At 41.3% G+C, this 22485-nt stretch carries 29 protein-coding genes; 15 read left to right on the top strand and 14 right to left on the bottom strand.

Annotated elements, in window-relative coordinates:
• Window positions 1–197: 197 nt before the first annotated feature.
• The 3 genes from WMZ97_RS11395 to WMZ97_RS11385 form a co-directional block, all read right to left on the bottom strand.
• Window positions 198–731 carry a GNAT family N-acetyltransferase gene (locus tag WMZ97_RS11395; RefSeq protein WP_343272202.1) on the bottom strand — a complete coding sequence of 178 codons (534 nt, stop codon included), beginning with the start codon at window positions 729–731 and terminating at the stop codon, window positions 198–200.
• A gap of 236 nt (window positions 732–967) precedes the next feature.
• The gene (locus WMZ97_RS11390) at window positions 968–1420 is read right to left on the bottom strand and encodes a DinB family protein (protein ID WP_343272201.1); all 453 of its coding nucleotides are present in this window, start codon (window positions 1418–1420) and stop codon (window positions 968–970) included.
• 269 nt (window positions 1421–1689) lie between these two features.
• Window positions 1690–1890 (bottom strand): cold-shock protein, encoded by a 201-nt coding sequence (locus WMZ97_RS11385; RefSeq protein WP_106498282.1) that lies wholly within the window; start codon window positions 1888–1890, stop codon window positions 1690–1692.
• 207 nt (window positions 1891–2097) lie between these two features.
• Here WMZ97_RS11385 and mscL (WMZ97_RS11380) point away from each other — a divergent pair, with 207 nt between their 5' ends.
• The gene (mscL, locus tag WMZ97_RS11380; protein WP_343272214.1) at window positions 2098–2475 is read left to right on the top strand and encodes a large-conductance mechanosensitive channel protein MscL; all 378 of its coding nucleotides are present in this window, start codon (window positions 2098–2100) and stop codon (window positions 2473–2475) included.
• A gap of 125 nt (window positions 2476–2600) precedes the next feature.
• Here mscL (WMZ97_RS11380) and WMZ97_RS11375 read toward each other — a convergent pair whose 3' ends face one another.
• The 5 genes from WMZ97_RS11375 to menC form a co-directional block, all read right to left on the bottom strand.
• Entirely contained in the window at window positions 2601–3167 is a 567-nt protein-coding gene (locus WMZ97_RS11375; protein ID WP_343272200.1) for a hypothetical protein, read from the bottom strand.
• Entirely contained in the window at window positions 3151–3390 is a 240-nt protein-coding gene (locus WMZ97_RS11370; RefSeq protein WP_343272199.1) for a hypothetical protein, read from the bottom strand. Before WMZ97_RS11370 ends, WMZ97_RS11375 begins: the two co-directional genes overlap by 17 nt.
• A gap of 157 nt (window positions 3391–3547) precedes the next feature.
• Window positions 3548–4024 (bottom strand): hypothetical protein, encoded by a 477-nt coding sequence (locus WMZ97_RS11365; RefSeq protein WP_343272198.1) that lies wholly within the window; start codon window positions 4022–4024, stop codon window positions 3548–3550.
• Window position 4025: 1 nt separating this feature from the next.
• Complete coding sequence (locus tag WMZ97_RS11360) at window positions 4026–4220, bottom strand: helix-turn-helix transcriptional regulator (protein WP_343272197.1); 195 nt, start codon at window positions 4218–4220, stop codon at window positions 4026–4028.
• 203 nt (window positions 4221–4423) lie between these two features.
• Window positions 4424–5542: an o-succinylbenzoate synthase gene (gene menC / locus WMZ97_RS11355; RefSeq protein WP_343272196.1), complete on the bottom strand. Its 1119-nt coding sequence runs from the start codon at window positions 5540–5542 to the stop codon at window positions 4424–4426.
• Between the two features lie 503 nt (window positions 5543–6045).
• On the opposite strand from menC, the gene mscL (WMZ97_RS11350) reads away from it, so the two are divergent.
• A complete protein-coding gene (gene mscL, locus WMZ97_RS11350) occupies window positions 6046–6477 on the top strand; it encodes a large conductance mechanosensitive channel protein MscL (protein ID WP_343272195.1) in 432 nt (143 codons plus the stop codon).
• A gap of 355 nt (window positions 6478–6832) precedes the next feature.
• Window positions 6833–7483: a YczE/YyaS/YitT family protein gene (locus WMZ97_RS11345; RefSeq protein WP_343272194.1), complete on the top strand. Its 651-nt coding sequence runs from the start codon at window positions 6833–6835 to the stop codon at window positions 7481–7483.
• Window positions 7484–7576: 93 nt separating this feature from the next.
• Here the strand turns inward: WMZ97_RS11345 and yidC are convergent, their stop codons facing one another.
• Both yidC and WMZ97_RS11335 read right to left on the bottom strand, forming a co-directional pair.
• Window positions 7577–8365 (bottom strand): membrane protein insertase YidC, encoded by a 789-nt coding sequence (gene yidC, locus WMZ97_RS11340; protein ID WP_343272193.1) that lies wholly within the window; start codon window positions 8363–8365, stop codon window positions 7577–7579.
• Window positions 8308–8685, bottom strand: a complete 378-nt coding sequence (locus tag WMZ97_RS11335) for a hypothetical protein (protein WP_343272192.1) — start codon at window positions 8683–8685, stop codon at window positions 8308–8310. Before WMZ97_RS11335 ends, yidC begins: the two co-directional genes overlap by 58 nt.
• A 392-nt stretch (window positions 8686–9077) precedes the next feature.
• Between WMZ97_RS11335 and WMZ97_RS11330 the strand changes: the two genes are divergently transcribed.
• Window positions 9078–9671, top strand: a complete 594-nt coding sequence (locus WMZ97_RS11330; protein ID WP_343272191.1) for a Dph6-related ATP pyrophosphatase — start codon at window positions 9078–9080, stop codon at window positions 9669–9671.
• A gap of 61 nt (window positions 9672–9732) precedes the next feature.
• Here the strand turns inward: WMZ97_RS11330 and WMZ97_RS11325 are convergent, their stop codons facing one another.
• The gene (locus WMZ97_RS11325; protein WP_343272190.1) at window positions 9733–10212 is read right to left on the bottom strand and encodes a PaaI family thioesterase; all 480 of its coding nucleotides are present in this window, start codon (window positions 10210–10212) and stop codon (window positions 9733–9735) included.
• Window positions 10213–10341: 129 nt separating this feature from the next.
• On the opposite strand from WMZ97_RS11325, the gene WMZ97_RS11320 reads away from it, so the two are divergent.
• The 4 genes from WMZ97_RS11320 to WMZ97_RS11305 all read left to right on the top strand — a co-directional run bounded on the left by WMZ97_RS11320 (window position 10342) and on the right by WMZ97_RS11305 (window position 14494).
• Complete coding sequence (locus WMZ97_RS11320; RefSeq protein ID WP_343272189.1) at window positions 10342–10788, top strand: CotD family spore coat protein; 447 nt, start codon at window positions 10342–10344, stop codon at window positions 10786–10788.
• 269 nt (window positions 10789–11057) lie between these two features.
• Window positions 11058–11609 (top strand): DUF1273 domain-containing protein, encoded by a 552-nt coding sequence (locus WMZ97_RS11315; protein WP_343272188.1) that lies wholly within the window; start codon window positions 11058–11060, stop codon window positions 11607–11609.
• 322 nt (window positions 11610–11931) lie between these two features.
• A complete protein-coding gene (locus WMZ97_RS11310) occupies window positions 11932–12738 on the top strand; it encodes an ABC transporter ATP-binding protein (RefSeq protein ID WP_343272187.1) in 807 nt (268 codons plus the stop codon).
• Window positions 12731–14494, top strand: coding sequence for a putative ABC transporter permease subunit (locus tag WMZ97_RS11305; RefSeq protein WP_343272186.1), 1764 nt, complete (start codon window positions 12731–12733; stop codon window positions 14492–14494). The genes WMZ97_RS11310 and WMZ97_RS11305 overlap by 8 nt, the downstream gene beginning before the upstream one ends.
• Before the next feature lie 295 nt (window positions 14495–14789).
• Here WMZ97_RS11305 and WMZ97_RS11300 read toward each other — a convergent pair whose 3' ends face one another.
• A complete protein-coding gene (locus tag WMZ97_RS11300) occupies window positions 14790–15680 on the bottom strand; it encodes a glycoside hydrolase domain-containing protein (RefSeq protein ID WP_343272185.1) in 891 nt (296 codons plus the stop codon).
• Window positions 15681–16361: 681 nt separating this feature from the next.
• Between WMZ97_RS11300 and WMZ97_RS11295 the strand changes: the two genes are divergently transcribed.
• Both WMZ97_RS11295 and WMZ97_RS11290 read left to right on the top strand, forming a co-directional pair.
• Window positions 16362–16979 carry a DUF47 domain-containing protein gene (locus WMZ97_RS11295; RefSeq protein ID WP_343272184.1) on the top strand — a complete coding sequence of 206 codons (618 nt, stop codon included), beginning with the start codon at window positions 16362–16364 and terminating at the stop codon, window positions 16977–16979.
• Window positions 16980–16991: 12 nt separating this feature from the next.
• Window positions 16992–17990 (top strand): inorganic phosphate transporter, encoded by a 999-nt coding sequence (locus WMZ97_RS11290; protein WP_343272183.1) that lies wholly within the window; start codon window positions 16992–16994, stop codon window positions 17988–17990.
• A 404-nt stretch (window positions 17991–18394) separates the two neighbouring features.
• Here WMZ97_RS11290 and WMZ97_RS11285 read toward each other — a convergent pair whose 3' ends face one another.
• Together WMZ97_RS11285 and WMZ97_RS11280 are read right to left on the bottom strand one after the other, a co-directional pair.
• The gene (locus WMZ97_RS11285; RefSeq protein ID WP_343272182.1) at window positions 18395–18706 is read right to left on the bottom strand and encodes an AzlD domain-containing protein; all 312 of its coding nucleotides are present in this window, start codon (window positions 18704–18706) and stop codon (window positions 18395–18397) included.
• Window positions 18699–19394 carry an AzlC family ABC transporter permease gene (locus WMZ97_RS11280; RefSeq protein ID WP_343272181.1) on the bottom strand — a complete coding sequence of 232 codons (696 nt, stop codon included), beginning with the start codon at window positions 19392–19394 and terminating at the stop codon, window positions 18699–18701. Before WMZ97_RS11280 ends, WMZ97_RS11285 begins: the two co-directional genes overlap by 8 nt.
• Window positions 19395–19525: 131 nt before the next feature.
• Here WMZ97_RS11280 and WMZ97_RS11275 point away from each other — a divergent pair, with 131 nt between their 5' ends.
• The 5 genes from WMZ97_RS11275 to WMZ97_RS11255 all read left to right on the top strand — a co-directional run bounded on the left by WMZ97_RS11275 (window position 19526) and on the right by WMZ97_RS11255 (window position 22484).
• A complete protein-coding gene (locus tag WMZ97_RS11275) occupies window positions 19526–19678 on the top strand; it encodes a small acid-soluble spore protein P (RefSeq protein ID WP_343272180.1) in 153 nt (50 codons plus the stop codon).
• 529 nt (window positions 19679–20207) lie between these two features.
• Window positions 20208–20387, top strand: a complete 180-nt coding sequence (locus WMZ97_RS11270; RefSeq protein WP_343272179.1) for a hypothetical protein — start codon at window positions 20208–20210, stop codon at window positions 20385–20387.
• A gap of 6 nt (window positions 20388–20393) precedes the next feature.
• Entirely contained in the window at window positions 20394–21089 is a 696-nt protein-coding gene (locus WMZ97_RS11265) for an alpha/beta fold hydrolase (RefSeq protein WP_343272213.1), read from the top strand.
• On the top strand, window positions 21082–21591 hold the full coding sequence (locus tag WMZ97_RS11260; protein WP_343272178.1) for a GNAT family N-acetyltransferase: 510 nt from the start codon (window positions 21082–21084) through the stop codon (window positions 21589–21591). Before WMZ97_RS11265 ends, WMZ97_RS11260 begins: the two co-directional genes overlap by 8 nt.
• Window positions 21592–21605: 14 nt before the next feature.
• The gene (locus WMZ97_RS11255; RefSeq protein WP_343272177.1) at window positions 21606–22484 is read left to right on the top strand and encodes a phosphotransferase family protein; all 879 of its coding nucleotides are present in this window, start codon (window positions 21606–21608) and stop codon (window positions 22482–22484) included.
• Window position 22485: the final 1 nt, after the last annotated feature.

The following is a 22485-nucleotide window of genomic DNA, read 5'->3' as shown; positions in this document are numbered from 1 at the left end:
TCAAAAATAATTAGAGTCGTCTTTTTCATTATATATCTTTAGTTTCACTGAAAAATTATAAGATTTTCAGTGGCCTCTGCTTGCATGGGGGGGTTTTTGAAGGAACAGAACGTATAAAATTAAGTAGCTAATTGGATTAAAAAATCGGTTATCCTGCCGATTTCAATCAATCCCACTTCTGGCTTCTGTTTTCTTCGCTAGTTGTTTTTCTGTGATGCCATCTTCCAATAATCGTTGTCAAAAATGCGCATCATGACACCATCATGATACTCGCCATTAATATAAAAATGCTCAGACATTTCCCCTTCCGTTTGAAATCCGGCTTTTTTATAAATGTGACTAGCCTTTTCGTTTTCCTTGGCTACAATTAAGTAAAGCTTATGGAGGTTAAGTACGGCGAACGCATAGTCCATGGCCAATTGGGTAGCTATCGTTGCGTATCCTTTTCCCTGATATGCGGGATCGATCATAACGGCAAACTCTGCATTCCTGTGACGCTGTTCGATTTCATACAATCCGACAAAGCCGAGTCTGTCGTGGTCTTGGTTTATTAAAATAAATTCACGTGACTGCTCGTTATCTTTATTTTTGTCAAAGCTTTCTTTTAGACTTTCCAGTGACATATACGATTCACTGAACCAAAAATTCATGATGTCAGGATTATTAAGCAATTTGTGCAAGAATGATAAATCATCCTTTTCCAATGCACGCAGTTGAATATCTTGTGTCATTTATTCTAAATCTCCTTATACTGAATTCCGTTTCTCTATGCCGGTATCTCCTGGGAATCTGGTTTATTACTTTTCACCTTCATGAACAATTCAACACTATAACCTGTTTGCAATATCATTTTTTACGATAAGAAACCCCTTTGGACAAATGAGATCCAAAGGGGCAAAAACAGTGCAACTTTTTTCGCGATGGTTCAACTTCATTTAAAGTTCCACGACGAAACTAGCCAACCCGTTTAATCTTCCGCTTCCACGATCCGTTTCATGGCTTTCATCTGGCCAAGATGCTCCGCTTCGTGATGAATCGATAAATCGTACAACTCGCCAAATGTTTTAAAGTCACCAAATGGAAGTTTAAATGGCAGCTCCTGGGCCAAAAAGTCATCTGGTAGTTCATTGATACGGGTCAGCTGCTTTTCTAAATGCTCCACAATTTCCGAAACACCTGGTACCTTAGTTGGCCAATCTGCTGGTTTTGAACCCGGTTTGAACAATTCATGATAGGATTCAGGAATATTGCTTGATTTTTTAGGGTAGTTAAATAAAAACATTTCGGTTACCACAAGCACATGGCCAATGTGCCAATGCAGGGTATTTCTGGATCCCGTTGGCTGTACATCAAACACCTTTTCATCACAGTCTTTCACAAATTGCAGAAATGAATTTCTCGTAAAATCATAACGTGACATATAGGCTTCCTCCCTTATTAAAGTATCCTTCTATTAACTACTATAGAATCTAGGGGATGAAATGTAAAATATTGTGTTTGACGAGGTGCATATAGACGTGTTGATTCCGATAATCCGAATAGCGGAAAACATCGACCTGGGAGCGGGCACATTAACCTGAGAGCGTGGCAATTAATCGAGATTACAGATTCATCAATTGGTCAATAAGTGAAGTCAGCCTAAATGAAAAAAGCTCCCCCAAATAGGAGAAGCTTTTTTACAAAGGTTACTTACGCTTTAACAACGTTAGCTGCTTGTGGTCCACGGTTACCTTCTTCGATATCGAAAGTAACAGATTGACCTTCTTCTAAAGTTTTGAAGCCTTCACCTTGAATTGCTGAGAAGTGTACGAATACATCGTCTCCACCTTCAACTTCGATGAAACCGAAACCTTTGTCTGCGTTAAACCATTTTACTGTACCGTTGTTCATTCTTTTTTCCTCCATGTGCAACTTGCACGTTTATTACTATTCTTGCTCTTTCATATTCAAGGTGATAAAGCCTTATTCATATTCCGAACATCAATAGTTAACCATAGTATATCACAGAAGTTGAAAAAGATACAAGGAAATTTTTTTAAAAGTAATTTCAGTTGTGTATAATGGGGAATGAACGTTAATGAAGTGGAGGAAACCAGGATGTGGCAGGATTTTAAGACCTTTATCGCCCAAGGAAATGTCATGGAATTGGCAGTGGCAGTTGTGATCGGGGCAGCGTTTGGCAAAATTGTTACGTCATTAGTCGATCAAGTTATCATGCCATTGGTGGGCATTTTATTAACCGGAATTAATTTTTCCAATCTATCCTATAAAGTAGGTAATGCAGAGGTTATGTATGGTGAGTTCATTCAATCGATTGTTGACTTTTTCATTATAGCAATGGCTGTTTTTCTGTTTGTGCGTATGTTGAACAAGTTGAAGCGTAAAGAAGAGGAGACAGCTGAAGAATCAGAAATTGATGAAAAAGAAGAACTGCTGAAGGAAATTCGCGACTTGTTGAAATACGAAAAGAAGTAAGAGGTATATAAAAATATAGAGCAAGTATACGTTGAATGGAGTGAGGGGAAAAAATTATAAATTTCATCAACATGATGGATGTTTTATAAGAAGAGATCGATAGAAAAACTGGTTTTCAAAGCCATTTAGGAAAACCAGCTTTCTATCAGAGGGTAAATGTTTGCTCGCTTCGCCTCTTGAATTAAATAGTCGTTATCGATTGTATCTATATGAATCAAGAACATTCTGTAGGCCCATTCAAAATCTTCATCTTCTTTGGGATAAGACTTAGAAAAAGCGACACCTTCAATTCGGTGGATAATAATATCTTCGATTGCAATAACATAAATATGTCTTTCATTTGGCAACAGAAGTTTTATCACCTTATCCATATTTCCATCCAAATAATTGCTAGGAACCTCAATTGCTATTTCTGCTTCACGGTGATACCATTCTCTTTCGGTGCGAGTAAAGCCTATTTCCAGTAGTACATCATTAAACAATTGCCAGCCATCACTTACAAAATCAATGTCGTGCGTATGATAATCATTCCTTGTGTATATTTCAACCGCGAGTCCTCCAACTACTATAGGCTCAATACCCTTATCCTGAAAATAAGCTGTTAAAATAGAGGCAAAATCCATCATTCGCTGAAACTTAGGCAAATCTTTAATTCGTTTTAATTCTGCTTGAAGCTCATTCGTTGTAATCATAACACCACACCCGATCACTAATATACTTAATTTTTCCCGTTTGCAGTGCTTTGTTCCAGCGTGCAATGGAAATTTCGTTTAAAGCTTCCCTTTCACCAGAGATTCTAGTGCGGGATTTTTTCCTTCGTCCTGTTCGTGGTAAGGTTTTCTGAATAATTTCATTGGCTTTTTTGCGATTTTTATTTATCGCTTGATCCAATTCCTGTAATGTTATTTCCCGCATGCTTTCCACCTCCATATATTTTCATTATACACAATAATGGGCTGGAGAAGACAGCATTCAATGCATAAAGTGAAACTTCATTAGTGTGGGATAAAGTGAAACCCCACTGAATGAAGTTTCACTTTATCCTTCTTCATTTTCATAATCGTCTCCTCAGCTAGTCATCCAGTAATTCCTTGTTTTTCTTGTACGATTTCTTCAATGAAAAGTAATGCAGGATAAAGAGGAAAATCGCCGCAAGTGTGCCTGGCCCAACTATATCCAGTGTTTCTTTTAAATTGGATGGAATTCCTTTAGATATGGTGTAAATGACAACGAAAATAATCCAAAAATTAATCGAGTAAAAAATTTTTGAACGTATTTCCCTTTTATATCGTTTGTGTGTTGTAATATTTGGATATTCAATACCAGTAAACGAATAGCGAAGGGTAATATACATTATTAGGAAGCCGATTGAAAGAAGGCCAAGTGTATCGGCGGACATATTGATTACCGCTGTAAACGAACCAATTAATAAATATACAACAATAAACGCTCCAAGAATAAAAACCGCCTCGGCAATAAAATAAAGCAATCGCTTCTCTCGATATTCATCATTTGGTAATAATTTCGCAATCCATGTTTTATCCTCCATGTTAACCATCCTCCCAAAATAAGTCGTCAAGCGTCTTATTCAACGCTTTGGCAATCGCAATACAAAGTTTGAGACTTGGATTATACTTGCCTTTTTCAATCAGTCCAATCGTCTGCCTTGCCACAGAAACTCTGATGGCAAGCTGTTCCTGTGTCAGTGATTGTTCAACCCGTGCTATTTTAATCCGATTGCTCATATGGTTCACCATCCATGAAAACTATATATGTCATTATGTTACTTATATATTACATTTTTTGTTTGGACAGTCAATGATGATCATACGAATAGAAATAAAAGGTTGCTAATCTGATTAACATTTACAAAAGGGGATAGCCTATCATTCAGCTGTCCCCAAAACTTAACAAGCAGTATAAGACACCCACCGAATGTAGTTTCGCTTTATAAACATGGAAATGTCTTTGTATAAATAGTAAACTCGTCCATTGCATTCCAATCGAGATCATACCCGATTCCTGGTTTATCTGGAACATGGATCTGGCCGTTTTCCACGGTAACTGCAGGTGTAATGATATCCTGTTCCCAATACAAAGCAGAACCAGCCGTGTCACCAGGAAGGGTAAATCCCGGCAATGTCGTTAAGGCGATATTATGTGCCCGGCCAACACCAGCTTCCAGCATCCCGCCGCACCAAACGTCAACTCCATGTGTCCGGCAGTATTGCTGGATGCGTTTCGCTTCGGTAAGTCCGCCAACCCGGCCAATTTTTATATTAATCACCTGACAGCTGCCCAATTCTACCGCTTTTCTGGCGTCATCAAACGAATGAATGCTTTCATCCAGGCAAATGGGCGTTTGCAGTGCCTTCTGAAGTTTGGCGTGATCGAAGATATCATCATGGGCCAGTGGTTGCTCGATCATCATCAGGTTCAAATCGTCCAGTTGCTGTAGATGCTCCATGTCGTCCAAGGTATACGCTGAATTGGCATCAGCCATGAGCGGTAAATCTGGAAAATGCGCCCGTACCTTTCGAAGCACCTGAACATCGTTACCAGGCTTTATTTTTAACTTCACTCGTTTGTACCCTTCACCTACGTAATAATCAATGGTATGTATTAAATCATCGGCTGTTGGTTGAATACCGATGCTGATCCCCACATCAATTTCTCTTTTTGCTCCACCCAATGCTTTGGCAAGTGAGAGATTATTTTGCTTAGCATATACATCCCAAACGGCACCTTCCAAAGCCGCTTTTGCCATGTTGTTGCCGCGAATGGGGGAAAATAGTTTCGTAACATCATCGGGATGATCGATGGGGTGATTTTGTAATAATGGGATCAAAAAATCTTCTATCATATGCTGATTGGTTTGTACGGTTTCTTCTGTGTACCAAGGACTGAAAAAGGCGACCGACTCACCGAATCCATGATTATCATCCTCATCTATTGCTTCCACGATAAAAAATTCCTTATCCTGCAATGTTCCAAAGCTGGTTGTAAAAGGATGGAGCAATCGCATTTTTAATTTATGTAGTGTAAGACTTTTAATTGGAATGGTCATTTTATAGCCTCCGATTGTTATAGGAATTTCCACACCTTAAATTTTACCATTTGCGAGGATTTTTTTCAGAGTCATTGGTGTCGATTCGCTAATCTTTTCTGCAACGGAATTTTTGCTGTGCTTGGCAAGGGGAAAAGAGGCGTGACGAATCTGTGGCTGCTGAAAAAGTGAAATAGATTCGTTTTGAATACTTCTGCGTCTCGCACGTTTCGAGCTGGTTCTCGCACGTTTTTGGCCGGTTCTTGCACGTTTCGAGCTGGTTCTCGCACGTTTCGGGCCGGTTCTTGCACGTTTTTGGCCAGCACCCGCACGTTTCGGGCCGGTTCTCGCACGTTTCGAGTCAGCCCCTGCATGTTCCGAACGATTAGGAAAGGTACTTTTTCAATGGCCTCGACAAATCCCAGTGTGCATGATGATTACAGAACATCGAACTGGAAAGTGTTAAAACCTTGTTGCTCCACATATAAATTAGTACAAGTATAACAAGGGGGGGGGCACGCATTTTGTGGTCGGATTTTAAGTCGTTTGCCATGAAAGGAAATGTGCTGGAATTGGCTATTGCGGTTGTGATCGGCGGTGCGTTTGGCAAGATTGTCACTTCACTGGTCGAGAACATGATCATGCCGCTTGTTGGTGTACTGTATAGTGGTATCGATTTTACGCACCTAAAGTATACGGTAGGAGATTCAGAAATTTTGTATGGGCAATTTATCCAGTCCGTATTTGATTTTGCAGTTATTTCCTGGTCGATCTTCCTCGTTGTACAGGTTCTGGCTAAATTAAAACATCAGAAGGAAGAAGTAAAAGAAAAAACGCCGAAACGGGATAAAAAAGAAGAACTGTTGTCAGAAATTCGTGATCTGTTAAAACAAGATGGTAAAAAGAAAAAGGTTAATATACATATCGGTACCCGGGATGAAGAAAGGCGGAAGTAATGAAAGGCAAGTCTTGCGCTATAGCGTGAATTATGATTGTCCCACTCTTAACGGGTAAGCGTTCCAATTCAAAAAATTTGAGGTGAAACCAAACAAGATGAGTGGGGATCAATTGCATGCCAAAGGTTCGATTTTGTTCGTATTCTGCACGACGCATGACACAAAGGCGCCGCTGCAGCTCAGAACTCAAGAACGTAGCCTTTGTTTTTTTTCGGCGAAGGGAGGCGGGCTAAAATCGTCACGTCCTGTGCGTCGTAAACCTCCACTGAATGAAGTTTCACTTTATTGAAATTTTCTGGAATATGGCTTATGATTAGTCCTAATCAGTGTTAACGGATGTGAAAGAAGGGAAAGCATGATTCGAGTAATTCGCTGGTCCTGTTTTGTCATTGGCGTGATTGTGTTCAGTTTAGGAATCTCCATCACAATCAACGTGCAACATTTAGGGATTCACCCTTGGGACGTATTGAACGTGGCTATGTACAATAAAGTTGGCTTTACTATTGGGACGTGGAACATTATTTGCGGCATGATCCTTGTCGGGGTGTCATGGATATTGGATAAAAGCTATATCAAGATCGGCACCTTTCTCAATGCGCTTTTAGTTGGATCGTGTGTTGATTTCTGGCTATGGCTCGATATCTTGCCACATGCACAGCATACTTGGATCGACATATTGATTATTACCGCTGGAATTGTGATTATGGGAGTTGGTGGGGGGATCTATAATGCAGCCGGTGTCGGATCTGGACCACGTGATGGCTTTATGCTGGCAATTGCCGACAAGTTTGGCGCGCCGATTGGCCGGGTGCGCATCATAACGGAAACCGGTATCCTTGTCATTGGCTTGCTTTTAGGTGGTCCCGTATTTATTGTTACCTTCATCTTCACCTTCGTTCAAAGCCCCATCTTTCAGTTTTCCTATTTACGCTGTAAAGCATTGGTGAAACGATTGGAGAGGCGATATTTGCAGGAGCAAGCTACAACGTCAACCATTGCTAAGTAATAAAAAGAAAATATTACCGCAGATAGTTTTGTCCTTATTTGTAAAAAACATATAAAAATAAGCAAGCACTCCCGTCATGGAAGTGCTTGTTAATTATGCTGCTTCTTTTTTCATATATAGTTTCTTGGAAATCAGTGTCTGGATAACAAGGAATGCTCCGGATATAGTCCAATATAACGGGAGCGCAGCCGGGAAATTAAACGAGACGATAAAAATCATAATCGGTGAGATAAAACTGAATAATGCCATCTGCTTTTTCTGTTTTTCATCCATACCAATTTGCGAAACCCGCGCTTGTACTAAATAGACGGCTGCTGCGATAAATGGCAGAATAAAATCGGTTTGCCCCAGGTTGAACCATAGGAACGAATGCGCAGCAATTTCTGGTGTCCGTCGAATAGCATAATATAGTGCGATAAAAACAGGAAATTGAATAATCATTGGTAAGCAGCCTAATGATGATAATGGATTCATTTGGTGTTTTTGATACAGCGCCATGGTTTCCTGCTGCATCTTCATTTGTGATTCTTTATCTTTTTTATCTTTATACTTTTCTTTAATAGCATCCATTTCTGGTTTCATCGCATTCATTTTTTCCCGCATGTTCATGCTGCTTTTCATTTGCTTAAGCATTAAAGGCATTAAGCACAGCCGGACTACCAGCGTTATAATAATGATCGATAACCCATACTCGCCATGCAGGAACGATGCAAGTCCCTTTAACAGAACAGAGAACGGGTAAACAAAATAATGATCAAAAAAGCCGGTCGACTCCGCACTGATTGGTGCACCATTTGCTCCTTGACACCCCGTTAAGACCGCTATTAAAAGGATACCGATAGTGCTATATTTAAGGATTGTGAATACAGATTTTCTTTCCATTGTTGCCCTCCTCGATTAGTTGTGTTGAACGTGTGTGTCGAGAAGGAATGGCTGTCAGTATCATCATCAGGTATCTCCATGCGCTTTGTTTTGATGGTGATCCAGTTGTGAATTTGCTTGTTTATTCCTCGTTCTTCCTGGGCAGGCAGTAAACGAAAACGTTCTGCATGCCATTGTCTAGTAAATACTTCATTCTGATGATTGATATTCCCCATTGTAAGCGAAATACCTTGATACGCACATATAATGGTCAGGATGATGCCAAGGTATACATAAAATGGTGAAACATCATCAATTAATTGATTGAGTAATTCCAGCATCTGTATTCACCCCCTGTCTAGTTAAAGTTTTTCATTGCCTCTTTATCATAAGGCAAATTCGTCGCAAATGAAACACTTACGCTGCAAATTTAGGAGAAAAGGTGTTTTAAAAAATGATGGCAAGGTGTATTGTTGGGACGTTTGTTTACCAGATAGCAAAGAATGGACGCTTGTTCTGGGACAAGAACCAATGCAGATAGTACGTTTTGTGCATAAACTATTAATATAAATCGGAGCAAGGCTTGCGAGCGATTTAACAACAACCCATAAAGCTGAGAGGAAAGCCAGCTGATCACTGACTTTCCTTTTTTTTGCATGGAAATTACTTGTTTAAAACAGGTGGTGCTATAGTATAATTGATTTGAAAAGTGTATGGGAAAGGAGAACTGGCGATGAAAGTAGTGTTATCCTTCAGTGGTGGAAAAGATAGTTGTTATGCATTATATCGATTACAACAACAAGGGTATGAGGTTGCATGCCTGCTTACGACCGTTTGGCAAGTAGAAAAAGAGACGGTGGCGCATGGACAAAAGCTGGAGAAAATAGAAAGACAGGCGGAACAGATTGGGATCCCTGTTCATTTTATGGAAACAGATTTCAAACAGTACACAGATGATTTTATTCAAAAATTAAACGAGCTTCAAGCAATCTATCAAATCGATGGTGTTGCTTTTGGGGATATTTACTTAGAAGGACATCGTCAATGGGGAGAACAAATGGCAATACAAGCGGGGTTGAAACCGATCTATCCGTTATGGACCGACCAACATCAAGTGTTAGATCTGTTAAAAGAATTCGTTGCGTTGAATTTTCAAGCACGCGTTATCAAGGTTGATCCAGAAAAACTGCCGGAAAACTGGGTTGGACGTTTGCTTGATGAATCATTTATCAACGATATCAGTAAGAAGGATGTGTGTCCAATGGGAGAATCTGGTGAATATCATACGACGGTTATTGATGGACCGATTTTTCGGGAACTGGTGTGATTCGTTAATTTTAAGATAGAACAGGCACATGCGAAATGACCGGTCATGCGCCTGTATACGCTTATTTCTTAGCAAAGGTTTCTGGCATCACGACAGCAGTGACTTCACCTTTGACACAAAGTTCCTCATCGGCAAATACCTCCGTATGTACTTTCCATTTCTTGGGGTGAACCTCTTCCACGGTTCCAACCGCTTTCAAGGCAACGCCATGCGGGGTAGGTTTTAAAAAGTCCATATGTAATGACCCGGTTACAAAACGGGGTGGCTCAACATGATCCCCGGGTTCATGACCATTTTTGCGATGTAATGCGAGTGAAGCCGATCCTGTTCCATGACAGTCAATCAGTGAAGCAATCAGACCACCGTAAACGAAACCTGGTAATGCGGTATGCTCAGGTTGCGGTGTATAAATGGTTACCGTTTTTTCTCCGTCCCAGCCAGTCCTGAAATGGTGACCTGCTTCATTCATCTTGCCACATCCATAACACCATGCGAAATCTTCTGGATATTCATCTTGTACTGCCTGTGTGACTGTTTTCATAAATGGTTTCCCCCTTTTTCAAAAAAGTATAACATAAATGGTAAACGGAAAATAGGTTAGTGTCTTATACACTGTAGAGGCTAACATCATAGGTTATTAGTGAACCTATCACAGGAAAGGGGCATTTATGTGAGACATCAATTTGAAGGAAACTGCGGTCGCCCAAAACAAATCGTCCACCCAACAAGGTATAATTGTGTTGAATGTTGTACAGAGAGTGTTGTAGAGCATATTCATCCTACCCATACCACGGTAATGAACCGTCATCTTGAAAGGAACCGACATGTATTTCCACATTCCACGTCTGTACAAAATTCAATGAATTGTGTAGATGAATTTGGCGGAGCGTTCCAAACCCCGCCAAAGCAGCAAGGTCCAACGTTTGGCCACGGGAACCAGGTTGCTGGTGCAATGGATTTTAATTGCGAAGGACAGGGACACTGTGGTACGAATATGAACGAAAAGTGGGGTCACCATCATCACAACCACCATCCTTCCCATCAACACCACCATCCTCATCATCACCATCACCATAAAGAGATGAATAATTGGAAACATCACAACCACTGGTGTTAATCTTAAGAAGAGGAGCTGGCAGATGTCAGCTCTTTCTTCTATGCGGATAGCAGATGATTCTGATAGTTGAAAAAGTCGTTTTTAACGGTCTGAGCAGAGATACATGAATGAATCGGGTGCTGATCAAGCTGGGAGGAAAACTAATTGGGTAAGCAGAAAATAGAGCAAAAGTTACCTAACCAATTTCAATAATCCCAAAGATTTAAGCTAATCCTAACTAAGAATTAGAATTTGTCATACCGACCTTTTCATAGAAAGGAAATTATTTTATGCACGTCTTGACCGTTACTGGATATAAACCAATGGAGCTGAATATTTTTAAAGTGGATGATCAGCGGATTGAATACATAAAAGCTGCCATTCGTAAACGATTAGTTACGCTTATGGAGGAGGGGTTAGAATGGATCATTGTGTCCGGCCAGATGGGGGTGGAGTTATGGACAGCGGAGGTAGTTCAGGAATTACAAAAGACATATTCGATCAAGCTCGCTATTGTTCCCCCGTTTGAAAATCAGGAACAGCGCTGGCCTGAATCCATTCAGCAAATGTACCAGGAAGTCACATTAAATGCTGATTTTTATAAACCGCTTTATATTGGAGACTATAAAGGACCCTATCAGTTTAAAGCAAAAAACAAATGGCTGATTGATAAAAGTGATGGATGCCTGATACTCATGGATGAGGAATTCCCAGGATCAGGTCGCTATTTTTATCAAGAAGCAAAAGAGATGAATAACTATCCCATCTTTCTCATCACCCCAACTGATCTTGACGACGTCGTTGAAGAACTGCGCATGGCAGATCCCGATTATTGGACATAAGCTTGTGAAAGTTTGAATCGGTTGAAAAGGATCTGGCTGGCCGAAATGGAAGCGGCACCAAACGGGAGAGGGAGCCGGCAAGTCGGGAGAGAAGCGGCGCCAAACGGGAGAGGGAACTGGCAAGTCGGGAGAGAACATTGGAAAGTTACTCGAATACCTGGAAATCCAATCTCACATTTCCTCACGCCAGGATACTTCTTCCTTAACCGACATTTCCTAAGCGTTTCATCACTCAAAAGTTAAGACAATAAACCTTATTCCTATGTCCCATTGACTGTGTTCTAGTTGAGTGGGTACAATGGGACAAAAGGTAGTAGGGGGGATGAGATTGGGAGATTCTGTTCGTGCAATAAAATTGACGGAGTTGACGAAGGCTTATGGTAAACAAGAAGCCGTCCATTCATTGAATCTGGACGTGAAGAAAGGGGAATTGTTTGGATTTTTAGGTCCTAACGGGGCTGGCAAAACAACGACAATTAAAATGATGACGGGCCTTTTGGAACCGACCAGTGGTACAGTAGTGATTGGTGGAATCAATATTTGGAAAAGTCCAATTAAGGCAAAAAAACGCATTGCTTATGTACCGGATCAGCCGAATCTGTATCCGAAATTAACCGGATGGGATTATTTGCAATTTATAGCTTCCGTATTCCGAATTCCTAATGACAGGTTTCAGTCACGTGCGAAGGAATTGCTCCATATTTTTAGCTTAACGGATCGGGCGGATGAGTTAATTGAAGGATACTCCCATGGCATGAAGCAAAAAATTGCGATCTGCGGGGCGCTTGTCCATGAGCCTGATGTGGTGTTTTTGGATGAACCAACAGTTGGATTAGACCCCAAAAGTGCTCGGGATTTAAAAGATTTGCTGCGGCAGTTGTGTGATACGGGAACAACCGTGTTCATGTCTACGCATATTTTGGAAATTGCTGAACAAATGTGTGATCGTGTGGGGATTATATTGGATGGTACAATCATCGCAATGGGAACGATGGAGGAATTGCGGAAACATGAAGGAAATACCAACCAAAGCCTGGAGGATATTTTCCTCGAATTAACTGGTGGGGAGGATCAACAAGCATTGATCAATGAAATTTCCAAAGCGGAGCAAGGTGATACCCGTGATTAGTGTTTTATTGCGTAACCAGTGGACAATACTCAAAAATACGTTTCGTTCACAAGGATGGAAAGGCTATGGCGGCTATCTTGTGGCTATCATTATTCTTGGTGTACTTTTATATTTTATTTCAAAAGGGATATGGGCGTTGGCCGACTCCATTTCGGGGCCAATTCTGGCCGGAATATTCGGATATGGACAGTTAGTTATGATCACCTTTATTCTCTTGATTGGATTGCCGCAAGTGTTTAAAAACTTATATGCGGCAACTGACTTGGAATTATTATTTACTTTGCCGATACCGACGAGACATATTTTCTGGATGAAATATGTCGAAAGTTTTGCCGGTATTCCATTATTTTGTTTTGTTTTTTTACTCTTTCCTTTGGTTGTCTATGGTATCGCAGTGCATGCAAGCCTGCTTTTTTACCCAGTTCTGATTGTAGCGGATTTAGCTATTATTATGATTGGCCTCTCGCTCGTTTATTTACTCAACCTCGGTTTAATGCAATTGATTCCGGCAAACAGGGCGAATGAATTGATGACGGTGATGAGCGGGCTTTCCGGTTTGTTTGGTTATCTTCTGGTAATGCTTCCGAATATAGCCAGCGATAAAGGCTTGGCAGAGATGCTCCTGGCGGGGATGCCGTTGTTTCCTAAGTGGGTTCCGGTGTCATGGGGCAGTGATGCATTAATCGCCGCTGCGAATGGATCGGTGGGTTTTCTCTTACCGCTTGTCCTTCTGGTAATTTTGGCGGCATTACTTATGCTGGTGGCATCATCTTTAGTGGAAAAAGGGTTTCGTACAGGCTGGATCCGTTTGAGTGAAGGGAATACAAAGAAAAAACGAAAACGCACCAAAAAAGCAGCGGTATCGCATAAACCGTATCATCCGGCAACAGCAGTTGGGATAAAAGAATGGTTCGTGATTAAACGTGATATCAGGGAATGGCTAGTATTTATGCCGCTTGCCTTTTTCATCATCTTTCCGTTGATTGGTTTTTTCAGCAGCGGAGCAAGCCTAAGTGATCTGAAGGGACATAACCAAATTTCCTGGCCAATTGCCCAAGCTGCCTTCCTATTTGTTTATGCCATGTTCAATGGTACGGTTGCAGCAACCTCGATTGCTCGCGAAGGCGCATCGGTATGGATTCTTCGGACGTTACCTTTATCTGGACGTTCGATTGCGCTCGGAAAATTATGGATAAGTTGGCTGCTGCCTTTTATCATGCTCACTGTTCTCGAAATAATTTTGGGGTTATTGCTGGGCTGGACCTTGCTTCAATTTGTGCTTGGCATAACGGTAAAAGCGGTACTTACAACAGGTATTAGTGCGATTGGGTTGTGGCTTGGAACTATAGGGGCAAAATATAATCCAAAAAATCCTCAGGCCAGGCTCAAATTCTGGACATCGATCATTATGCTTGTTTTGTCGTATGCCTATTTGCTCATTGCATTTATTCCTTATATTTTGCTCATCATGCCGATCGATGCGGTTGAACTGGTTGCAGATGCCCGTTCTCATATTGGCGGATTTCTAGGTGTTGTTGCAAGCTGTATTTTCACTTTATTAAAATGGCGGGCAAGTTCGCCTGTCTTGATGGGGATTGTCGGTGGACTTGTATCATTGTTGATTCCTTTAGGTATCGCGACATTATTTATGCTAATCAGTGCCAGAAAAATTGAAAAAGGGATTACCATCGAAAAGGTGCACGAAAATCAGTCGAAATTAGCGTTTGGGAAAAGTTCAGGTAAGAGTTTATATTAGAATACGATGTCTCTAGGCCGCACCATAGTTTTGTGATGCGGCCTTAGCTTTGAAAATAATGGCCCAATGGATCCTGTCGAGATTGTGGACGATTGTCCCTGAACCGATCGGGAAAGCGTCTAGGGCGATCGAGGAAGTTAGCCATCCGATCGGACAAGTGTCTCGGAGCCAAATCTGGCAGACAGGAAAGGGTACAAACAAGTCTGGAAAATTTATTTTTTTGGTGGTTTCGCCCCTGTTCCTTCCTGCATTTTAACCCACGAGAGTAGGACAACCAAACAACATTTCCACAACTCTACCACATGTGATCCATAAGCTGCTTTTTAAATAAGTTGGTATCAACTGAACATTGGTCACTTTCAATGCCGTATTGCCAACCATAAAGTAATGCATCATCCGGTCCTTGGGGCTTGAATTTCGGAGTGTTATCTTTTGCGGTGATATCTTTTTGCGGATAGGCGGTCCAGACGAGCGTATTTTCCTTGGCTTTTTGTTTGATGGCATTATATGCTTCGGTTAATTTGCTGTCATCAAAGACACCATAGATACCCGGCTTGTAATCGGAATCGGCTAATGTCTCATACCACCCCTGGATAAAAGCAGAATCTACCTTGAAATTCGGCTCAATATCAGCGAAAATCGCCACCCCATCTGGAACATCCAGATTTTTTGCTGATTTTATCGCACCTTTTGCTTTGTCAACCCCATGGTCATACCCAGTTGCATCGTTAATCTGGTTGTAGATTAACAAAATTTGTATATCGTGTTTGTGCAAAAATTTGACTTCATCAGCATTTAATCCGGTAGAGGCGCCTTCACGATCATCCAGGTAACGTCCCCAAATTTCTGGCGTACCAAAATTATCTTGGACACATTGAAGGGTTTTATCATTCACACTATTTGCGGAATCCAAGCCCCAGTAAGTTTTTTTACCTTTATCTTTAGAATCGGAAGCATCCTTATTCTTATCGTTAGAGTCAGAATCGTCGTTGTCATCCCCTGTGGAACCGGAATCACTGTCATCATCTTGTTTGCTGTGTTTCGTGTCATGGTCTGCGTTGTTATCTGCAGGTGGTTGGTCATTTGAAGCTGAATTTGAATTAAAAACGACAACATGCCAAAAGACCGGAACAAGGATAATCACGGCTATACCAACGAGCAGGTATAGGAACGGTTTATTTAACAATTATAATCCACCCCCTTTCAAATCGGAATAGGAAGAAATCGGGAACCCAAAAAGCTGCAAAAAAAAAGCCGTACACATCGATCGCAAAATGGATACGACCATTCAATGATTGCGAAATCGACTGTGGTATCTCCCTCTAATCGATAGTAAGACTCGCCACAGAACGTAGGTGAAATGAAAAGAAGAATTATGGGAGTCAACGATATGACGAAAGCAGCTTCTGGTAGGGGCCTGCACCAGAATGTCAGATTTCGTTGAAAACCCGTACTGAATTAAATTTCACTTTTTTCTATGCTGCATTATATTACGATAGGAGAAGGGCTGTGCCGGCTGGTTTCATGAGGGGTAGATGCGCATAGCTTCGAGAGAAAGTAGCAATGATGAAAGCAAGGAAAGTTCAAGTGATCATGAAACAGAAGGGAAAACAGCATAATGAAACATAATTCCGCTAACATCAATCCACTGATAAAAATATCAGAGTGGTTGATAATAAATAATGCCCTTCTAAAAAAGATACAAAGACTTATTTAGTTGATGTAACTTAGCATGTATAATGGTAATGTGAATGTTCGATCGACAAATTTGGACAAATTGTTTCTTTTTTCGTGCAGATGGCCAATAAACACTATATAATTAGCAATGGTACTAAGTTTCCTTTTACTTAATGGAGGTTTTACACACATGTTCAAGAAAAAACCGGATAAGTTTTCGCTTTATCTCGTTGATTTTGCCAAACATTTATATGAGGCGGCGGACTATTTTGTTTATTTTAAAGTCAAAGATACAGAAACGCTGAAAGAATTTGCCGGTACAATTAAACAGCATGAATCGGTGTTAGATGATAAAGTACACATGATTATCAAGAATTTGAACCAGGCATTTATCACACCTATTGAGCGGGAGGATATTCTGCAGTTGAGCATGAACCTGGATGACATCATGGACGGAATGGAGGATTTCTCGGCTATGATGGAAATTTATCATATTCTTTCAGCCGATTCCTATGTTGATCAGTTCACGAATTACATATTGGAGTGTACGAAGGAAATTTTAACGTCGATGGAGTTAATTGCGAATTATCAATTAAAAGATGTCGAGCAGCATGCGATCAATATTAAGGACATAGAAAGCAAATGTGACGACCTCTATCGGGATTCTCTGAGGAACTTGTTTCAAACGGAAAAAGACCCAATCAAGGTAATCCAATACAAAGAACTTTATGAAATACTAGAGGAGCTTGCTGACTATTGCCAGAATGTAGCGAGCACTCTGCAAAGTATTATCATGAAAAACGCGTAATGAGGGATTAACATGAATTTTCTTGCCGTAGTTATTGTATTAATCGTTATATTTGCACTCCTATTTGATTTTATTAATGGCTTTCACGACACAGCCAATGCAATTGCGACCTCGGTATCGACTAAAGCATTGACTCCCAGACGAGCCATTACACTTGCAGCCATTATGAATTTTGTCGGTGCGCTGACTTTTACCGGCGTGGCACAAACGATTACGAGTGGTATTACCAATCCATTTGATCTGGATAACGGCATGACGGTCATATTGTCTGCTTTAATTGCAGCGATTATCTGGAATTTACTTACGTGGTATCTCGGCATTCCAAGTAGTTCATCGCATGCAATTATTGGAGCAATTACCGGAGCAGTTATTGTCTCAGCAGGGTTCCATTCCATTCACTATCATGGCTTCATCTCGATTTTGGAAGGGCTGCTTTTTTCGCCGCTGATCGCGTTTGTGGTTGGTTTTATCATTTACGGAATTATCAAGCTGATTTTTAAAAACAGTAACCTGGCGAAAACTAATAAGCGGTTTCGTCTTGTCCAAGTATTGACGGCAGCTGTACAGTCGTTTGCCCATGGTACGAACGATGCTCAAAAGTCAATGGGGATTATCACCATGGCCTTGATTGTTGGGGGAATGCATACGTCAATGGACATTCCCTTTTGGGTACAGGCCTCCTGTGCGACAGCCATGGCACTTGGTACATCTGTTGGAGGCTGGCGAATAATTAAAACAGTAGGCGGCAAAATTATGAAAATCCGTCCCGTCAATGGAGTTGCTGCCGATCTTACTGGAGCAGCCGTTATTTTTGGTGCTACGCTGATTCATTTACCAGTTAGTACCACCCATGTCATCTCGTCCGGTATTCTGGGTGTAGGAGCGTCACACCGAGTAAAAGGAGTTAATTGGGGTGTTGCCAAACGGATGGTTGTAACCTGGGTGATTACACTACCGATAACCGCAGCACTTGGCGGGATCGTCTTTTCTATTTTGGAATTGTTTATGTAAGAAAAGTGAAGCGGGGCCGTTCAGCGACGGAAGCCATAAGCAAGGGACCGTAGAGCGTCCGAACTTTGTTGCTCGAAGTGTCACTTGCTTAAGGCGGTAGTCGCTGGCCCCACGCGCAACTGGATCAGAAAAGTGAAGCGGAGCCGTTCAGCGACGGAAGCCATAAGCAAGGGACCGTAGAGCGTCCGAACTTTGTCGCTCGAAGTGTCCCATTACTTAAGGCGGTAGTCGCTGGTCCCGCGCGCAACTGGATCATGAAAAGTGAAGCGGAGCCGTTCAGCGACGGAAGCCATAAGCAAGGGACCGTAGAGCGTCCGAACTTTGTCGCTCGAAGTGTCCCATTGCTTAAGGCGGTAGTCGCTGGTCCCGCGCGCAACTGGATCATGAAAAGTGAAGCGGAGCCGTTACATCAAATAACGTGTTACCATTCCAGCTGCCATGCCAATCACAACAGCGGGCAAGAACATATTCAGAATCTTGACGGCAACCGCTGTGACAAGACATCCAGTCAGCACGGGAATTGATAAAACGATCTCACCGTCTGCTGGTGTAAGGATTTGATTAACTAAAAGTGCAGCAATAATGGCGATCGGAACATAATTAAAATACGTTCGAAGCGTCGGATGAATACTTCGCTCGGACATAATTTCCACCCCAATGACCCTGGAAAGATAGGTTGAAATAGCTAATAATCCAATTAATATCCAATTATGCATCGCTTGCAGCCGCCTTTCCCACAAAAAGTCCAACAAACGGCGCCAGCACACCAGTAATAATGATGGTAAGTTCATTTCCTGGGAGCACATACATTAGTACTGTCGCAATGACGATAGCGGATAATGCTGTCGCAATGACAGGTTTTCCCTTTAATGACGGAATGAGCAATGCCACGAAAGTCACTGGAAATGCTAAATCCAACCCCCATTTCAATGGATCAACTTGTGTCCCAATAAACGCTCCGATGTAGGATGATACCAGCCAAGCCACATAAAACGTTCCAGCGACGACACCAAAATATAGCGGATCTGGCCCATGTTTTTGAAACCGTGCACTAGTCAAGACAAAGGCTTCATCGGAAACACCAAAGGCAAGAAAACGCCGCCATTTTTTTGGAGCTGGCGTGAGTCCTTCAGCGAGTGCCGCACCGTATAATAAATTCCGTGAATTTAACAATGCGGACGTTAGAAAAATACTTGTAATTGTTGCTCCGCCAGCAAGCATGGCAACTGTCACTAATTGGACAGATCCGGAGAATACGAATAACGACATGAGGAGTGCGGCTGCAGGGCTAAGATCGACTTGGGTTGTTAGTATGCCATAGGATAGCCCATACGTTGCAATGGCAAGTGCTAGCGGTACGGCTTCGATAAATCCGGTTCTTATGGATTGCTTGTTTTCATCCACCTTCTAGGACAACTCCTTTCATTGAAAAAAGTGATTACCAAACATTTTAGATGAATTTACGTGATCGGACAAGAATAGAACGTGCCCCTTTTTCAAAAACTATGTGCAAGTAGGAAGAGGAGGGGATTAGAATGGGTGGAAGACCAAAAGGACCAAAACAGCAGGAAGCTCCAAACTTGCCGAAAAGTCCGAAACTGCCATATGGTGAATCGCTGGATGGATCCCAAAAGGTGAAAAATCGTAATCACTCGCGGCAGAAGAATGATGCCGATCATGATATGTAAAATGGCAGACGAGAAAGCTACCCCTTTTTGGAGGGTAGCTTTTCTGTTTGATGTAGCGGTGATCGATTGATTTGCTGAAGATCAACAAGAATTCGCTGTGTTTGAGAAGACACAAAGACGGGTTCGTGATCACTGAAAAAGTACTTTTATCCCGCCTCAATGGGCAGTAAGATCCCCACTGAATGAAGTTCCACTTGATAAAGATTTTTCTATTCATGACGCCGATATATTATTTCCATGGCCGGCAATTACAGACATTTCATTAATTGCAACTTCAAATATTTCATATGGAATGTTTTTTCATAAGTTTTCCCTCATTTTAAAAAATTCAATGTTTATAAAATAATCATTTGCTAATAAGAAATGTAAAAGTTACACTTAAAGAATGGAGTGTTGATGTGACACGAATAGGCGGTTTACTTACTAAATTTTAAATGAGTGGAGACAGGTTGTTTGTCTCGCAATATACTAAAAAAAGTTAATAAATGAGTGGAAGGTTAGAAACGGATTATAATCGGGGGATGACAGGATGAACTTTGCAACGAGTGATGGAATCGAATTATATATTGAAAAAAGTGGTCGCGGGGATCCATGTCTTTATTTACACGGTGGACCAGGGTATTGGAGTAAATCCTTCCAGCATTTTTCGACGAAGCTTTTGGAAGATACAATGGAAATGGTATATTTGGATCAGCGTGGCTGTGGATGATCGGATCTGGATGGGAATGGTAATTATAGCTTATCTCGGTTAATGGATGATATTGAGGAGGTCCGAAAGCATTTAGGCATCGAGACATGGTATGTGATGGGGCATTCGTTTGGGGGTATTTTAGCAATTAACTATGCCTATAGCTATCCGACTCGGATAAAAGGGGTGATTTTATCCAATGTGACTTTAAATATGAATGATTCTTTTGAGCACCAGCTTCGAAAGGCTTCAGAGATATTGAATATAAGGATAAAGGAAATTCCAATCACTGATCGGGAGGCCTATATACAGCAATTTTATGCTATCGTGGAAAAGCTAATCCAAAACGATTCCTTTTACAAATTACAATATACGGACTGCCTTCATCAGAGACAAATGAATGTATTGGATAAAGATTTGGGTACGGATACATCTTTTCAGCAATACATTTTTTCATCGGAAGCATATTTTCAAGACTTTGTCCCGATAACGGAAAGGATTGATTTGCCTGTACTCGTTTTGGTGGGAAAGTATGATCATGCAGTGGGACCAGATCATCATGAAACGTTTTTATTTCCTAATATGAGTGTTTGTCAATTGGATTGTGGTCACCATCCATATATCGAGGAACCAGCTGTATTTCAACAGACCGCGAAAGCGTTTGTTGGGCGGGTATCACGTCTTATTAACCTTATGGAAACGGAGGAGAAGAACCATGATTAGGAAAGCTGTTGCGACTGATGCGAAAGGGATTGCGAATGTACATGTTGATAGTTGGCGAACGACGTATAAGGGTATTTTGCCAGATGCCCTTTTGGATAATCTATCGTATAGCAGGCGAATGAAACAGTGGGAACAAAATATTGCACAACAGCATGTTTTTGTTGTGGAAAACGATCAAGGAGAAATCGTCGGTTTTTCTGCTGGGGGAAAAGAGAGAACAGGGAAATATCCGTCCTATACGGGGGAACTGTATGCTATCTATATTTTACAAGCATATCAAGGAAAAGGACTCGGGAAATTGCTTGTGCAGCCGGTAGTGGATGTACTTCGAAATTTAGATTGTCATTCTATGCTGGTATTGGTGTTGAAAGAAAATGATGCTACCTATTTTTATGAGGCTATTGGCGGAAAGCAAGTAGACGTTACAGAAGAAACAATAGCAGGGCAAGCGGTAATTGAGGTTGCTTACGGCTGGGATGATTTGAACTCCATTGGATTATGAGGAGAAGGTAATCGATGCAAATATCAGCTTATGTGAAACAAATGAATAAAGCGTATCCCGATTTAAACATTCAAGAGGCCAAACGAAATGATATGGGGCAAAATAATGATGTATTGGTCATCAATCGGTCACTTGTTTTTCGCTTTCCTAAATATAAGAAAGGGATCGATCGACTGCACGAAGAAACCAGGATTCTGGAATTTCTGAGAGGATCTGTAAACCTGTCCATACCTGAACCAGCCTATCGCTCCTTTGATAAAAGGGAACCTGGAAAAGTATTTATTGGATATCCAATGATTGATGGGGTTCCGATGTATAAAGAAAGTCTGGATGGGTTGGATAATGATCTTCATCTGCAAGTGTTATCCTTACAGCTAGTCAATTTTTTGATCGGACTCCATGCTGTATCTGAAAAAAAGGTAAAGGAGATTCTCCCAAACGCGACATTTCATCTGAAACAAGCATATACCAGCATGCTGGAACGCATTCAAGTAAAGCTGTTCCCTTACATGCGCGATGATGCTCAAATGGAAGTCACCGCATTATTTGAGGATTTTTTGGCCGCAATCGATGATAATCAAGTTAAACCGGCACTCATCCATGGCGATTTTGGTGCATCAAATATTTTATGGGATTCTAATCAGGCGAAGATCACCGGAATTATTGACTTTGGGGGCTCGGGGTTAGGCGATCCTGCTTATGATTTAGCTGGAATTTTAGCAAGTTATGGAAAAGTATTTTTTGCAAAGTGTATTGCACGCTATCCAGAAGGAGAAGTGCTTTCCAAACGCGCTGTTTTTTATCAACAAACATTTGCGCTGGAAGAAGCTTTGCATGGTATAGAGAATGATGATCAGCAGGCACTTGCCGCGGGGTTGAAAAACTATACTTGAT

Source organism: Lentibacillus songyuanensis (assembly GCF_039548255.1).
Taxonomy (GTDB): Bacteria; Bacillota; Bacilli; order Bacillales; family Amphibacillaceae; genus Lentibacillus_C; species Lentibacillus_C songyuanensis.
Note: the sequence above shows the minus strand (reverse complement) of the source record. Positions and strands in the feature narration are given on the sequence as shown.

Coding starts and splice junctions, on each gene's coding strand:
- WMZ97_RS11285 (WP_343272182.1), bottom strand. CDS start 18,706: ATGCATAATTGGATATTAATTGGATTATTAGCTATTTCAACCTATCTT.
- WMZ97_RS11295 (WP_343272184.1), top strand. CDS start 16,362: ATGTTCAAGAAAAAACCGGATAAGTTTTCGCTTTATCTCGTTGATTTT.
- WMZ97_RS11375 (WP_343272200.1), bottom strand. CDS start 3,167: ATGATTACAACGAATGAGCTTCAAGCAGAATTAAAACGAATTAAAGAT.
- WMZ97_RS11255 (WP_343272177.1), top strand. CDS start 21,606: ATGCAAATATCAGCTTATGTGAAACAAATGAATAAAGCGTATCCCGAT.
- WMZ97_RS11270 (WP_343272179.1), top strand. CDS start 20,208: ATGAACTTTGCAACGAGTGATGGAATCGAATTATATATTGAAAAAAGT.
- WMZ97_RS11330 (WP_343272191.1), top strand. CDS start 9,078: ATGAAAGTAGTGTTATCCTTCAGTGGTGGAAAAGATAGTTGTTATGCA.
- mscL (WP_343272214.1), top strand. CDS start 2,098: ATGTGGCAGGATTTTAAGACCTTTATCGCCCAAGGAAATGTCATGGAA.
- WMZ97_RS11360 (WP_343272197.1), bottom strand. CDS start 4,220: ATGAGCAATCGGATTAAAATAGCACGGGTTGAACAATCACTGACACAG.
- WMZ97_RS11385 (WP_106498282.1), bottom strand. CDS start 1,890: ATGAACAACGGTACAGTAAAATGGTTTAACGCAGACAAAGGTTTCGGT.
- WMZ97_RS11395 (WP_343272202.1), bottom strand. CDS start 731: ATGACACAAGATATTCAACTGCGTGCATTGGAAAAGGATGATTTATCA.
- WMZ97_RS11390 (WP_343272201.1), bottom strand. CDS start 1,420: ATGTCACGTTATGATTTTACGAGAAATTCATTTCTGCAATTTGTGAAA.
- WMZ97_RS11325 (WP_343272190.1), bottom strand. CDS start 10,212: ATGAAAACAGTCACACAGGCAGTACAAGATGAATATCCAGAAGATTTC.
- WMZ97_RS11345 (WP_343272194.1), top strand. CDS start 6,833: ATGATTCGAGTAATTCGCTGGTCCTGTTTTGTCATTGGCGTGATTGTG.
- WMZ97_RS11365 (WP_343272198.1), bottom strand. CDS start 4,024: ATGGAGGATAAAACATGGATTGCGAAATTATTACCAAATGATGAATAT.
- WMZ97_RS11335 (WP_343272192.1), bottom strand. CDS start 8,685: ATGCTGGAATTACTCAATCAATTAATTGATGATGTTTCACCATTTTAT.
- WMZ97_RS11310 (WP_343272187.1), top strand. CDS start 11,932: ATGAGATTGGGAGATTCTGTTCGTGCAATAAAATTGACGGAGTTGACG.
- WMZ97_RS11290 (WP_343272183.1), top strand. CDS start 16,992: ATGAATTTTCTTGCCGTAGTTATTGTATTAATCGTTATATTTGCACTC.
- WMZ97_RS11260 (WP_343272178.1), top strand. CDS start 21,082: ATGATTAGGAAAGCTGTTGCGACTGATGCGAAAGGGATTGCGAATGTA.
- WMZ97_RS11315 (WP_343272188.1), top strand. CDS start 11,058: ATGCACGTCTTGACCGTTACTGGATATAAACCAATGGAGCTGAATATT.
- menC (WP_343272196.1), bottom strand. CDS start 5,542: ATGACCATTCCAATTAAAAGTCTTACACTACATAAATTAAAAATGCGA.
- WMZ97_RS11370 (WP_343272199.1), bottom strand. CDS start 3,390: ATGCGGGAAATAACATTACAGGAATTGGATCAAGCGATAAATAAAAAT.
- yidC (WP_343272193.1), bottom strand. CDS start 8,365: ATGGAAAGAAAATCTGTATTCACAATCCTTAAATATAGCACTATCGGT.
- WMZ97_RS11275 (WP_343272180.1), top strand. CDS start 19,526: ATGGGTGGAAGACCAAAAGGACCAAAACAGCAGGAAGCTCCAAACTTG.